General features: G+C 68.2%; 11 protein-coding genes. 5 read left to right on the top strand and 6 right to left on the bottom strand.

Annotated elements, in window-relative coordinates:
* Window positions 1-26: 26 nt before the first annotated feature.
* The 5 genes from urtE to urtA form a co-directional block, all read right to left on the bottom strand.
* Window positions 27-716, bottom strand: a complete 690-nt coding sequence (gene urtE / locus ACF8NF_RS15205; RefSeq protein WP_392450800.1) for an urea ABC transporter ATP-binding subunit UrtE — start codon at window positions 714-716, stop codon at window positions 27-29.
* Window positions 717-736: 20 nt separating this feature from the next.
* The gene (urtD, locus tag ACF8NF_RS15200; RefSeq protein ID WP_183021209.1) at window positions 737-1,480 is read right to left on the bottom strand and encodes an urea ABC transporter ATP-binding protein UrtD; all 744 of its coding nucleotides are present in this window, start codon (window positions 1,478-1,480) and stop codon (window positions 737-739) included.
* 19 nt (window positions 1,481-1,499) lie between these two features.
* The gene (gene urtC / locus ACF8NF_RS15195) at window positions 1,500-2,702 is read right to left on the bottom strand and encodes an urea ABC transporter permease subunit UrtC (RefSeq protein ID WP_160851183.1); all 1,203 of its coding nucleotides are present in this window, start codon (window positions 2,700-2,702) and stop codon (window positions 1,500-1,502) included.
* A gap of 72 nt (window positions 2,703-2,774) precedes the next feature.
* On the bottom strand, window positions 2,775-3,689 hold the full coding sequence (urtB, locus tag ACF8NF_RS15190) for an urea ABC transporter permease subunit UrtB (RefSeq protein WP_016450224.1): 915 nt from the start codon (window positions 3,687-3,689) through the stop codon (window positions 2,775-2,777).
* Window positions 3,690-3,799: 110 nt separating this feature from the next.
* Window positions 3,800-5,065, bottom strand: a complete 1,266-nt coding sequence (gene urtA / locus ACF8NF_RS15185; protein WP_012202159.1) for an urea ABC transporter substrate-binding protein — start codon at window positions 5,063-5,065, stop codon at window positions 3,800-3,802.
* A gap of 214 nt (window positions 5,066-5,279) precedes the next feature.
* Here urtA and ACF8NF_RS15180 point away from each other — a divergent pair, with 214 nt between their 5' ends.
* Window positions 5,280-8,780 (top strand): ATP-binding protein, encoded by a 3,501-nt coding sequence (locus tag ACF8NF_RS15180; RefSeq protein WP_154833094.1) that lies wholly within the window; start codon window positions 5,280-5,282, stop codon window positions 8,778-8,780.
* A gap of 19 nt (window positions 8,781-8,799) precedes the next feature.
* Window positions 8,800-9,747 (top strand): response regulator, encoded by a 948-nt coding sequence (locus tag ACF8NF_RS15175; protein ID WP_392450799.1) that lies wholly within the window; start codon window positions 8,800-8,802, stop codon window positions 9,745-9,747.
* Here the strand turns inward: ACF8NF_RS15175 and ACF8NF_RS15170 are convergent.
* Window positions 9,720-10,214, bottom strand: a complete 495-nt coding sequence (locus ACF8NF_RS15170) for a PACE efflux transporter (RefSeq protein WP_016452173.1) — start codon at window positions 10,212-10,214, stop codon at window positions 9,720-9,722. The genes ACF8NF_RS15175 and ACF8NF_RS15170 overlap by 28 nt on opposite strands.
* A 74-nt stretch (window positions 10,215-10,288) precedes the next feature.
* Between ACF8NF_RS15170 and ACF8NF_RS15165 the strand changes: the two genes are divergently transcribed.
* The 3 genes from ACF8NF_RS15165 (at window position 10,289) to ACF8NF_RS15155 (ending at window position 13,410) form a co-directional block, all read left to right on the top strand.
* Complete coding sequence (locus ACF8NF_RS15165) at window positions 10,289-11,200, top strand: LysR family transcriptional regulator (protein WP_017404947.1); 912 nt, start codon at window positions 10,289-10,291, stop codon at window positions 11,198-11,200.
* Between the two features lie 150 nt (window positions 11,201-11,350).
* A complete protein-coding gene (locus ACF8NF_RS15160; protein WP_392450798.1) occupies window positions 11,351-13,000 on the top strand; it encodes a hemagglutinin in 1,650 nt (549 codons plus the stop codon).
* A 5-nt stretch (window positions 13,001-13,005) separates the two neighbouring features.
* Window positions 13,006-13,410 (top strand): hypothetical protein, encoded by a 405-nt coding sequence (locus ACF8NF_RS15155; protein ID WP_392450797.1) that lies wholly within the window; start codon window positions 13,006-13,008, stop codon window positions 13,408-13,410.
* Window positions 13,411-13,437 lie beyond the last annotated feature (27 nt).

The raw sequence follows: 13,437 nt of genomic DNA, 5'->3' as shown, positions 1-13,437 counted from the left end.
TTGCGATGGCAGTGGGAAAAAACGGATCAGACGGAGAGGTAGGACTTGATGCGCTGCTCGTCGGTATCTGCTCTGGCCGTCTCATGGACCAGGCGCCCGCCCTCGATGACGAACAGCCGGTCGGCCACATCCATGGCGAAGGAAAGCACCTGCTCGCTGACCACGATGGTGATGCGGCGCAGCTTGCGGATCTCGTTGAGCGCCTTGGCGATGTCCTTGATGATGGAAGGCTGTATGCCCTCGGTGGGCTCGTCCAGCAGCAGCACCTTGGGGTCGGTGACCAGGGCGCGCGCAATGGCCAGCTGCTGCTGCTGCCCGCCCGAGAGGTTGCCGCCCTTGCGCCGGCGCATGTCCCAGAGCACGGGGAACAGGACGTAGATGTCGTCGGGCACCTGGCGCGTCTTCGCGTTCTCCAGGCCCGTCTGTATGTTCTCTTCCACGGTCAGCGTGGGGAAGATCATGCGGCCCTGGGGCACGTAGGCAATGCCCTTGGCCACGCGCCGGAAGCTCTCGTCCTTCGTGACGTCCTGGCCGGCCACGGTGATCTGGCCGCTCTTGGCGGGCATGACGCCCATCAGGCTTTTGAACAGCGTGGTCTTGCCCATGCCGTTGCGGCCCATGATGGCCACGGTTTCGTTCTCCCGGCCCTCGAAGCTGATGCCGTGCAGCGCCTCGCTCTGGCCATAGGCCACGTACAGATCCTTGACTTGCAGCATGTGAATTCCTTGTGCGTGCCTCAGTGGCCGAGGTAGACGTCGATGACCTTGGGGTCGGCCTGCACCTTGTCCATGGGACCCTCGGCGAGGATCTTTCCCTGGTGCATGACGGTGACCTTGTGCGCGATGCGCGCCACGAACTCCATGTCGTGCTCGATGACGATGACGGAGCGGTTCTTGCAGATGCGCTGCAGCAGCTCGGCCGTCAGCTCGCGCTCGCGGGCGCTCATGCCGGCGATGGGCTCGTCCAGCATCAGCAGCTCGGGCTCCTGCATGAGCAGCATGCCGATCTCCAGCCACTGCTTCTGGCCGTGGCTGAGCAGGCCGGCCTCGGTGTCCAGGCGCTCGTCCAGGCCGATGTCGGCGGCCACGGCCTGCACGCGATCGCGCACCGCCTCCGTGCACTTGAAGGCCAGCGCGCCGAAGACCGAGCGGCCTTGCGGGTAGGAGACCTCCAGGTTCTGGAAGACCGACAGGTTCTCGTAGATGGACGGCGTCTGGAACTTGCGCCCGATCCCCAGGCGCACGCGCTTGTGCTCGGCCATGCGCGTGAGTTCCTCGTTCTTGAACTTGATGCTGCCGGCCGTGGCGCGGGTCTTGCCGCAGATCAGGTCCAGCAGCGTGGTCTTGCCCGCGCCGTTGGGGCCGATGATGACGCGCAGCTCGTTCCTGTCGATGTACAGGTTCAGCGCGTCGATGGCCTTGAAGCCGTCGAAGGAGACCGTCAGGTCTTCCACGGCCAGCGTGAAGTCGGTATTGCTCATGGTGTGCTCCCGCTGTGGTTCAGGCGCCCTGGCGGCCCATGCCTTCGGACAGGGCGGACGTGGACTTGGTGGCGGCCGGGGCCTGGGCAGGTGCTGCCTGGGCTCCCTGCGCTGCGGCAGGCGCTGCGGCCGGTGCCGCGCCCTTGCGGCGGCTGTTCCACCAGGGAACGATGCGGCTTTCCCACAGCCCGGCCAGCCCCATCGGGAAGGCCATGGTCACGCCGATGAACAGGCCCGCCATGAGGAACAGCCACAGGTCCGGGAAGCTCTCCGAGAAATAGGTCTTGCCCGCGTTGACCAGCAGCGTGCCGTACACGGCACCCACCAGGCTCATGCGCCCGCCCACGGCGGCGTAGATGACCATCTCGATGGAGGGCACGATGCCCACGAAGCTGGGCGACATGAAGCCCACCTGCAGCGTGAACAGCGCGCCGCCCACGCCCGACAGCGCAGCGGCCAGGCAGAACACAAAGACCTTGAAATTGGCCACGTCGTAGCCGGAAAAGCGCACGCGGTCTTCCTTGTCGCGCATGGCCAGCAGCAGGGTGCCCACCTTGCCCGTCTGAATCCAGCGGCACAGCACGATGGCGCCGATCAGCAGGGCCACGCAGACGTAGTAGAGGATGTACTTGGCGCTGTCCGTGCGCGTGTCCCAGCCCCACAGGGTCTTGAGGTCGGTCATGCCGTTGACGCCGCCCGTGTAGCCCTGCTGGCCGATGATGAGCACGGTGACGATCAGCGCCACGGCCTGCGTGATGATGGCGAAGTACACCCCGCCCACGCGGCGCTTGAACATGGCGAAGCTGATGAGCCAGGCCAGCAGCGTGGGCACGGCGATGACGGCGGCCAGCGAGAACGGCAGGCTCTTGAAGGGCAGCCAGAACGAGGGCAGCTCGGTCAGCTGGTTCCAGTCCATGAAGTCGGGGATGCCGGGCGTGGACTGGATCTTGGTGCTGATGGGGTCGGACGCCTCCAGCTTCAGGAACATGGCCATGGCGTAGCCGCCCAGGCCGAAGAACACGCCCTGGCCCAGGCTGAGCACGCCGCCATAGCCCCAGACCATGACCAGGCCGATGGCGACGAAGGCATAGGTCAGGTACTTGCCGACCAGGTTGAGGCGGAAGATGTCCAGCGCCAGGGGCAGCACCACCGCCAGCAGGACGGTGAGCAGCACCAGGCTGGCGAGCTGGTAGCGCTGTATCCAGGCTTTGAGGGCTTGCATGGAATGACTCCGGTGAACTCAGGGGAAATCGGGGGAACGCGGGGGAATTCGTGGACAGGGCCGGCGCCGGGATCAGCGCCGCACCTTGGACGCGAACAGGCCCTGGGGACGCAGCATCAGGATGAAAACGATCAGCGACAGCGTGATCACCTTGGCCATGGAGCCCGCGAGGAAGAACTCGGTGATGGACTGCGTCTGCGCAATGCCGAAGGCCGAGACCACGGTGCCCAGCAGGCTGGCCGCGCCGCCGAAGGTGACCACCAGGAAGGCGTCCACGATGTACAGCGAGCCCGAGGTGGGGCCGGTGGAGCCGATGGTGGTGAAGGCCGCGCCCGCCACGCCCGCGATGCCGCAGCCGATGGCAAAGGTCAGGCGGTCGGTCTTCTTGGTGTCGATGCCGATGGCGTTGGCCATCACGCGGTTGCTGACCGTGGCGCGCACGCGCAGGCCCCAGCGGCTCTTGTGCAGCGCGATCAGCACGCCGGCCGTGACGGCCATGGTCAGCGCCAGCACGAACAGGCCGTTGATGGGAATGTCCAGCCCCTCGGCCGGCGCCCACGAGCCCATCAGCCAGTCAGGCAGGGTGGGGCTGACTTCCTTGGGGCCGATGAAGGTGCGAAAGCACTGCTGCAGCGCCAGGCTCACGCCCCAGGTGGCCAGCAGCGTGTCCAGCGGCCGCTTGTAGAGGTGGCGGATCAGCCCCCATTCCACCAGCCAGCCGGCCACGAAGGCGAACAGGAAGGCGGCCACGATGGCCAGCGGGAAGTAGTAGGGCATGAACTCGGGCGCGTGCTGCGCCGTGAGCGTGGAGCCCAGGTAGATGGTGTAGGCGCCAATGGTCATGAACTCGCCATGCGCCATGTTGATCACGCCCATCTGGCCAAAGATGATGGCCAGGCCCAGGCCCATCAGCAGCAGCACGGCGAACAGGCTCAGCCCCGCGAAGCCCTGCATCAGGCCGATGTTCATCATGTCGGAAAAACTCATGGTGCTGCTCCTGCGCGCAAGCCAATCGGGAGAGGGGGAAACGATTCACGCGGCAGCCCGCCCACCAGGCCGCAGGCCGCCGCGCATCACCTGCCTGAACGGATCAGGGCTTACTGGTAACCCTTGGGGAAGGGATCGGGTTTGATGAGTTCAGGCGACTCCGAGACCACCTTGAACGTGCCGTCCGGCTGCCCCACGGCAATGCGCGACTTGCTCCACAGGTGGTGGTTGGCATCCACCTTCACGTAGCCTTCGGGCGCGGTCTTGAGTTCCAGCCCCGGCGATGCGGCCACCACCTTGTCCACGTCGAAGCTCTTGGCCTTTTCCACGGCGGCCTTCCACAGCCAGGGGCCCAGGTAGCCGGCCTGGGTGACGTCGCCGATGACGGCGTTGGGGCCGTACTTGGCCTTGAAGGCGGCCACGAACTTCTTGTTGTTCTCGTTGTCCAGCGTCTGGAAGTACTTCATCGAGGAGTAGAAGCCCGTGAAGTTCTCGCCGCCCACGCCGGTCATCTCGTCCTCGGTCACCGACAGCGTGACCAGCAATTGCTTGTCACCCGTGATGCCTGCGGCCTTGAGCGCCTTGTAGAAGGCCACGTTGGAGCCGCCCACCACGGCCACGAAGATGCAGTCCGGCTTTTGCAGCTTGATCTTGTTGACCAGCGAGCCGAAGTTGGTGCTGCCCAGCGGGTAGTACTCCTCGCCGACGACCTTGCCCTTCTGGAAGTTCTCGATGTGCTTGCGCGCGATCTTCATCGAGGTGCGCGGCCAGATGTAGTCCGAGCCGATCAGGAAGAAGGTCTTGGCCTTTTTCTCGGCCTTGGCCCAGTCCAGGCTGTACAGGATCTGCTGCGTGGCTTCCTGGCCCGTGTAGATCACGTTCTTGGACTGCTCCAGGCCTTCGTAGAAGGTGGGGTAGTACAGCAGGCCGTTTTCCTTCTCGAACACGGGCAGCACGGCCTTGCGCGAGGCGCTGGTCCAGCATCCGAAGACGGCGGCGCAGCGGTCGTTGATGAGCAGTTTCTTGGACTTCTCGGCGAAGGTGGGCCAGTCGGAGGCGCCGTCTTCCTTGATCACGCGGATCTTGCGGCCCAGGATGCCGCCCATGGCGTTGATCTGGTCGATGGCCAGTTGCTCGGCCTGGATGGAGCCGGTCTCGGAGATCGCCATGGTGCCCGTGGCCGAGTGCAGCTGGCCCACGACGACCTCGGTGTCGGTCACGGCCAGCTTGGTGGTGTTGACCTGGGCCGTGGGCTGGGCGAAGGACCAGGCCGGCAACCCGGCCACCGAGGCGGCGCCAAGCGCCTGCAGGACGCGGCGGCGGCCCATTTCCGTGCCGGGGGAACCAGGTGTGCGGGGGTCGGAGGGGTGGCTCATGGTGACTCTCCTGTAAGGATCGGTTGGGTGATCTGCAAGTGGCTGAAAACTGGCGTTGCGGTTACGGCTTGTTTCCGCGCTGGGTCCAAGATTAGGAAGAACCCTTGCCGCCGCCCATACGTCAATTGACGTAGCCACCTGCGTACGCACCCCGGCTACCCCTCTTGCAAGCCGCGCCAGCATTGGCCCCGCACGTTTCTTGCTAGACCTGGGAATGCACTCCGCCCCCCCGCCCGACAGCCCCACCGGCACCGCAGCCGCGCCGCAGACCATCTTCCGGTTCCGGCGCGAGTACAACGCCTGGGTGGCCGACGAGACCATGGAGGACTACGCGCTGCGCTACACGCCGCGCAGCTTCCGGCGCTGGAGCGAGTTCCGTGTGGCCAACACGGCCTTCGGCTCGCTGTCCTTCCTGGCGCTGGAGGCCATCGGCGGCGCCATTGCGCTGAACTACGGCTTCGCCAACGCCATGTGGGCCATCGTCACCGTGGGGCTGGTGATTTTCCTGACGGGGCTGCCCATCGCCGTCTGCGCCGCACGCTACGGGCTGGACATGGACCTGCTGACGCGCGGCGCGGGCTTCGGCTACCTGGGCTCGACCATCACCTCGCTGATCTACGCCGTCTTCACCTTCATCTTCTTCGCGCTGGAGGCGGCCATCATGGCGCTGGCCCTGCAGCTGGTGGTGGACTGGCCGCTGCAGTGGTGCTATGCGCTGTCGGCCCTGGTGGTGCTGCCGCTGGCCATGCGCGGCATCACGCTGATCTCGCGCCTGCAGGCCTGGACGCAGCCGCTGTGGCTGTTCCTGCTGGTGCTGCCCTTCGTGTGGATGGCGCTGGCCCAGCCGCAGCTGTACCGCGACTTCGCCAGCCTCACCGGCCTGCGCTCGGGCAGCAGCCAGTTCGATCCGCTGATGTTCGGCGCGGCGGCAGCCGTGATCTTCGCGCTGGTGGTGCAGATCGGCGAGCAGGTGGACTTCCTGCGCTTTCTGCCGCCGCGCACCCAGGCCAACCGGCTGCGCTGGTGGGGCGCGGTGCTGGTGGCCGGCCCGGGCTGGGCCGTGATGGGCATGCTCAAGATGGCGGGCGGCGCCTTTCTCGCGTTCGCGGCCATGCAGCTGCAGGGGGTGGACGCCACGCGCGCGGCCGAGCCCACGCAGATGTTCCTGGCAGGCTTCCAGCAGGTGCTGCAGGCCCTGGGCCTGCCGGGGCTGGCCGTGGCGGTGACCGTGGTCTTCGTGGTCATCTCGCAGGTCAAGATCAACGTGACCAATGCCTATGCGGGGTCGCTTGCCTGGTCCAACTTCTTCGCGCGCATCACGCGCAGCCATCCCGGGCGCGTGGTCTGGATGGTGTTCAACGTGGTCATCGCCACCTTGCTGATGACGCTGGGCGTGTTCGGCGCGCTGGAGAAGGTGCTGACCATCTACAGCAACGTGGCCATCGCCTGGGTGGGCGCGCTGGTGGCCGACCTGGTCATCAACAAGCCGCTGGGGCTGAGCCCGCCGGGCATCGAATTCCGCCGCGCCCATCTGTACGACTTCAATCCCGTGGGCCCCGTCGCCATGCTGCTGGCCGCCGCCGTGGCCTGCTGCGCCTATGCGGGCCTGCTGGGCGAGACGGCGGCCGCGTTCTCGCCCTTCATCGCGCTGGCGCTGTCCATGCTGCTGTCGCCGCTGCTGGCCTGGCTGACGGGCGGGCGCTACTACCTGGCGCGGCCCGCAGGCAATCTGTGGAAGCCCGGCGAGACGGTGCGCTGCGCCGTCTGCCAGAACCAGTTCGAGTCCGAGGACATGGCGCGCTGCCCGGCCTACGGCGCGCCCATCTGCTCGCTGTGCTGCTCGCTGGAGTCGCGCTGCCATGACCGCTGCAAGACCGGCTCGCGCGCGGGCGAGCAGCTGCGCGCGCTGGCCTCGGCCATGCTGCCGCCGCGCTGGGCCACCAAGGTGAACTTCCGCGCGGGCCAGTACCTGGTGGTGATGCTGTCGCTGTGCGCGGTGACGGCCTTCATGGTGGGCGTGGTCTACATGCAGGAAAGCCTGCAGGCAGGCAGCGTCGATGGCGGCGCGCTGCGCATCCCCTTCCTCAAGGTCTTCGCGCTGCTGGCCCTGCTGTGCGCCGTGGCCGCCTGGTGGGTGGTGCTGAGCACGGACAGCCGGCGCATGGCCCAGGACGAGTCCGAGCGCCAGAACCAGCTGCTGCTGCAGGAGATCGCCGCCCACAAGCGCACCGATGCCGAGCTGCAGGCCGCCAAGGACCATGCCGAGCAGGCCAGCCAGGCCAAGACCCGCTATGTGGCGGGCATGACGCACGAGCTGCGCTCGCCGCTCAACAGCCTGCTCGGCTATACGCAGATCCTGCTCAAGAGCCCGCAGGTCGATGGCTGGGTGCGCGAGACCCTGTCCACCATGCAGCACAGCGGCCAGCACCTGCGCGCGCTGATCGACGAATCGCTGGAGCTGGCCAGCATCGAGGCCGGCCGCCTGCGCCTGGACCTCGCCCCCCTGCCCCTGCCCGCGCTGATCGACGGCATCGAGGCCATGATGCGGCCCCAGGCCCAGGCCAGGGGGCTGCAGTTCTCGGTCGAGACGCTGGGCACCATGCCGCGCTGGGTGCGGGCCGACGCCAAGCGGCTGCGCCAGATCCTGATCAACCTGCTGTCCAACGCCGTGCGCTTCACCCAGCGCGGCGAGGTGCGGCTGCGCATGGATTTCCGGCCCCATGTCTCGCGCATCGAGGTCATCGATACCGGCATCGGGATCGAACCGCAGGACATGGAGCGCATCTTCGTGCCCTTCGAGCGCGGCAGCGCGGGCCGGCGCGTCAGCGAGGCGGGCACGGGCCTGGGGCTGACCATCACCCACCTGCTGACCGAGCTGATGGGCGGGCAGCTCACGCTCAGCAGCACGCCCGGCGAGGGCAGCTGCTTCACCGTGCGCCTGTACCTGCCCGAGATGGCGCCCGACGCGTCCTGGGTGCCCCCCGGCGCAGCCGCCACGCTGCACACCGTCATCGGCTATCTGCCGCCCCGGCGCACCCTGCTGGTGGTGGACGACCAGCCGCTGCAGCGCCAGCTGCTGGCCGGCCTGCTGCTGCCGCTGGGCTTCGAGATCCGCGAGGCCGCCAGCGGCCGCGAGTGCCTGGAGATCGTGGAGCAAAGCCTGCCTGACCTGGTGCTGCTGGACATCAGCATGGACGACCTGGACGGCTGGCAGACCGCCGCCCTGCTGCGCGCGCGCCGGGATGCGCAGCAGCTTCCCGTGGTCTTCGTCTCGGCCAACCTGTTCGACAACGACCCGCCGCGCCTGGCCGATGCGCATTGCCAGGGCTTTGTCGCCAAGCCGGTGATCGAGTCCGAGCTGCTGCAGGTGCTCGAGCGCGTGCTGCGGATCGAATGGGTGCATGACAACCGCCCGTTGCTGCTGCCGGCGCCGCGCGCGGAGCAGGCAGAGGCAAAGGCAGCGCAGGCGCCGGCAGCCGCCCCCTTCCCGCCCGACCTGCGCGAAGACCTGGCCCGGCTGGCGCGCTCGGGCCAGGCCACGGCCCTGCGCGAGCGCCTGCGCCAGGCGCGCCAGCAGGCGCCCGCGCATGCCGCGCTGCTCGATGCGCTGCAGGCCTGCGCGAACCGCTTCGACTTCGATGCGCTGGCGCGCATGCTGCCGCGGCCCGAGCAAGAGGATGAAGAAGACGAAGAAAGAGAGGAGACCGATGAATGAGAACCCGCAAAGGCCACAGATGACGACCGCCGACAGCAGCAGACACCCCAGCCACCCCCCTCACAACGCCCACGTCATCCTCGTGGTGGACGACGCGCTGGACAGCCTGCGCATGCTGTGCGACGCGCTGGCCGCCGAAGGCTACGTGGTGCTCGCCGCGCGCGATGCCGACGAGGCGCTGCAGCGCTTTGCCCTGACCGTGCCCGATGGCGTGCTGCTGGACGCCGTCATGCCCGGCATGGACGGCTTCACGCTGTGCCGCCGGCTCAAGGACACGCCGGCCTGGGCCCATGTGCCCGTGGTCTTCATGACCGGCCTGTCGGACACGGACCAGATCATCCGCGGCTTTGCCAGCGGCGGCGTGGACTACGTGGTCAAGCCGCTGCGCATCCCCGAGGTGCTGGTGCGCCTGGCCACCCATGTGCGCAACGCCCGCGCCACGCGCCAGGCGCAGGAGGCCGTGGACGTGGCGGGGCTGGGGGTGGTGGTGCTCGACGGCCAGGGCCGCGTGGCCTGGCGCTCTCCCCAGGCAGCGCGCTGGCTGGAGGAGGCCTTTGCGGACCAGCCCTTCCCCATGGAGGCGGCCGGGGACTGGCTGGCCGGTGCCCAACAGCCGGACCAGGCCGGTCACCAGGATCTGGCGCTGGCCCTGGCCGATGGCCGCCAGTTGCTGGCGCGCCACATGGGCGCCAGCGGCCTGGGGGAGTCGATGGTGCTGCTCAGCCACGAGGCGCCGCAGGCGCCCGCCGCGCGCCGGCTGCAGCAGGTGGCGCTCACCCCGCGCGAGACCGAGGTGCTGTCATGGCTGAGCAAGGGCAAGACCAACCGCGACATCGCCGACATCCTGGGCATGAGCCCGCGCACGGTCAACAAGCACCTGGAGCACATCTTCGAGAAACTCGGCGTGGAGACCCGCACGGCCGCCGCCGCCGTGGCCGGTCAGCTGCTGCAGGCCGGCTCGCCCTGAGCGCGGGGTGCCACCGCAGCGGATGCCGAGGCCGAGGCCGGCAGGCCGAACACATGGTCGAAGCACCAGTTGAAGACATAGGTGTAGACCAGGAAGAAGACCAGCAGGCCGGCCTCCATCACCGTGGCCTCCCACAGCGTGACGCCGAACCACCAGGCCATCAGCGGGATCAGCACCATGGCCAGCCCGCCCTCGAAGCCCAGGGCGTGCACCACGCGGCGCAGCACCGAGCGGCCCTTGACGCTCTGGCGCGACTCCCACTGCTCGAACAGGTGGTTGAAGGTCAGGTTCCAGACGATGGCCAGCGTGGAGGCGGCAATCGCCATGCCGCCCGAATGCCCGGCGCTCTGGCCGATGGCCATGAACAGCAGGCTGGAGGCGAGGATGGCGATCAATTCATACAGGGTCACGAAGACCACTTTGCGCTTGGGCCCCTGGAGGCCCTTTTTGTGTGTCTGCAAGGTCATAGGGGGCGCAGTCTATATGCCGACAATTGAACGTTAAAGTCAGATTCTTTCAATAAATCTGACAGGTCCCCACCATGTCCTTTCCAGCCGACCAGGTGCCGCTGTTCATTGCCGTGCTGGACCACGGCTCGTTTTCCGCCGCCGCGCGCCAGCTGGGCCGCGTGCCCTCGGCCGTGAGCATGGCCATCGCCCAGCTGGAGGCCGAGCTGGACCTGCAGCTGTTCGACCGCAGCGGCCGCGAGCCCCGGCCCACGGCGGCGGCACGCGCACTGGAGCCCCAGGCCCGGCTGCTGGCCGCCCAGCTGCAGCAGCTCAACCACCAGGCGCTGGCCCTGCACCAGGGACTGGAGGAGCGGCTGACCCTGGTGATCGCGCCCGAGCTGCTGTCCACGGCCTGGGCCGCGCCGCTGCAGCCGCTGGTCGAGGAATTCCCGGGTCTGGAGGTGGAAGTGCTGGTGGCCGCCCAGGTCGATGCGCTCAAGGAACTGCACTCGGGCCGCGCACATCTGGCCCTGGTCTTCGAGCGCCCGGCCATCGACGGGCGCGAGGATTTCCAGGAGATGGGCCAGGAAACCATGGTCGCCGTGATGGCGGCCAGGCATCCGCTGGCCCGGCAACTGGGCGTGGACGGGCAGCAGCGCCTGGACGTGGGCCAGCTGGCCGGCGCGCGCCAGATCCTGCTGGCCAGCCGCGACCTGGCCCATACCGATCCGCGCTTCGTGTTCTCGCACCAGCTGTGGCGCACGGACAGCCACCTGGCGGCCCTGTCGCTGATCTCGGCCGGCCTGGGCTGGGGGTGGCTGCCCTTCAGCGTCGCCGAGCCCCTGCTGCAGACGGGCGCGCTGCTGCGCATTCCGCTGTGCAACATCAGCAACGGCACCCAGCTGTTCGTCGACTGGGTGTGGTCCAAGGAGCGCCCGCTGGGGCTGGCGGCGCGGCGGTTCGTGGAGCAGTTGCAGGTGCCGGTGCGGCTGGAGCCCAGGTGAGGCCTGCGGCTTGCGACCTGCAGGCAAGCCCTGCGCCTACACGCGGGAAACCGGCCAGCGCTTGCCGCCTGCAGGCAGGCCTGGGATAGTGGCGCAAGCGTCCGGCCGCCCTCCTTCTTCTGGCTGGACATGGACCATCGAGAGGAACCCATGTTTCAAGACCACTTTGGGGCCAAGGCCCTTGTTGCACTGGTACTGGGTGCGGGACTGGCAGGCTGCGGCGGCGGGGGCGGCGGCTCCACGCCGGGCGACTCCATCACGACACAGTTGACCCCCGCCTGCACGGGCGCCTCGTGCGGGGCGACCGACGCCACCACCTATTCCGGCCAGGGCGTCGGCGTCTGGAGCTACACCAACGCCACCGCCGCAGAGCAGCCCGTTGCCGTGGGCCTGCGCAATCTGGGCACCCGGCCCGTGACGCTGATCTATACCAACACCGGCGATGCCGCCGTGGCCCTGCCGCCCATCACGCTCACGCCGCCAGCCGCAGCGGCGCAGGGCATTGCGGCGCAACAGTCGCTGAGCGCTGCGCAACTGGTCAACCAGATCCCCCAGCGCGTACGTGACTTCAAGCCGAGCCTGCCCGCCCCGGTTGCAGGGCAGAGCGTGCAGCCCTCGCGCGCGGTGTCGGCGGCCGTGCTGCCCGTGGGCAGCCAGCGCAGCTGGTTCGTCAACACGGAAAGCCCCACGGTCGAGACGCGCAGCGCCACGCTGCGGCGCCAGACCACCGCGCCCACGCCCACGGGCACCCGCACCATCAATCTGTGGCTGGAAGACAGCGAGTACGGCAGCGCCAAGGTCAGCGACGCCCTGCTGGACACCGTGATACAGCGCTTCGCCAGCGGGCCGGATTCCGTGCACGCCCTGGTTACGGGGCTGGCGGGCCAGCCCTGGGGAGCCCAGGCCCACAGCGAGCTGATCGCGGCCGACCAGCCGATCGACATCGTGTTCGTGAACTTCACGCCCGACAGCCAGCCCTACGGCCTGCTGGGCTACTTCTGGGCCGTGAACAACTTCAAGCGCACGGCCGGCAGCTCGCAGTTCCAGTACAGCAACGAATCGCTGTCGTTCTACATGGACACGGAAACGCTGTACCTGGGCGGCGCCAACGGGCTGACCACGCAGATCAGCACGCTGTCGCACGAGTTCATCCACATGATCAACTTCTACCAGCGCGGCGCGCTCAAGGGCTCGGACTACATGTTCGACACCTTCCTGGAAGAGATGTCGGCCCTGATGTCCGAAGACATCCTGGCCGAAAGACTCACGCCCGGCACCAATCCCATGCGTGACGGCCGCATCAGCGGCTGGATGTCCAAGCCCGGCTTCAACTGCGACCTGGCCAGCTGGGCCTCGGATGTCAATGCCACCTGCTTCGGCTACAACGTCACGGGCAGCCTGGGCGCCTATCTGCTGCGCCAGCACGGCGTGGGCTTCTACCAGCAAATGCTGAGGAACACCTCCTCGCCCGACTCGCTGCAGGTGCTCGGCAACGCCATTGCACAGGCCGGTGGCCCCTCGTTGCCCGTCACGCTGCAGCGATGGGGGTCCAACATCGCCCTGTTGCCTTCCAGCGGCCCGGCCGGCTACGGCTGGCCCGCACGCACGGACCAGGGCTTCACCCTGGTGGGCATCGACGGCCAGCGCTATGCGGCGGCACGCCGCCTGCCCGCCACCGTGCCCGCCCAGCTCGCGGCGCGCGGCCACTTCCCCTTCGTACGCCAGCCGGACGCCCAGGGCCTGTACCAGGAGCAGTTGCGCGTTCCCGCCGGCACCACCCTCACCGCCATCGTGCAATGACCGCCATGACCCAGACATCCCATACCGCAGTTGCCCGGGCCCTGCCCCTGCTGCTGGCCGGCAGCCTGTCGCTGCTGGCCACGGCCTGCGCCGCGCCACCTCCACCTCCTGCAACCGCACCGGCGCCCGCTTCGACATCGGCCGCGCCCGCCGCGCCGGATGCCGGCCAGCCCCTGACCCTGCAAGGCCGCCTGGTGCTGCGCGGCAATGCGCCCCATGAGCAGCCCGTGCTGCAGACCACCTCCGGCGAGACCTGGCAGCTCCAGGGCCTGAGCGCCGAGCAGATCACGCAGTGGCAGCGGCAGAACGTGGAGGTCCGGGGCCAGCCCGGCCCCAGGCCCGCCGCTGGCGCCGCGCCTTCGATGGCGCAGCCGCAACTGCAGGTGCAATCCATTCGCGCCCGGCCCTGACATTCCACCTCACCCACCGCTCTATCC

This window comes from Delftia sp. WSY_22 (assembly GCF_043104185.1).
GTDB classification, from domain to species: Bacteria; Pseudomonadota; Gammaproteobacteria; order Burkholderiales; family Burkholderiaceae_C; genus Comamonas; species Comamonas tsuruhatensis.
The sequence above is the reverse complement of the archived record's forward strand: the minus strand, read 5'-3'. Positions and strand labels throughout refer to the sequence as shown.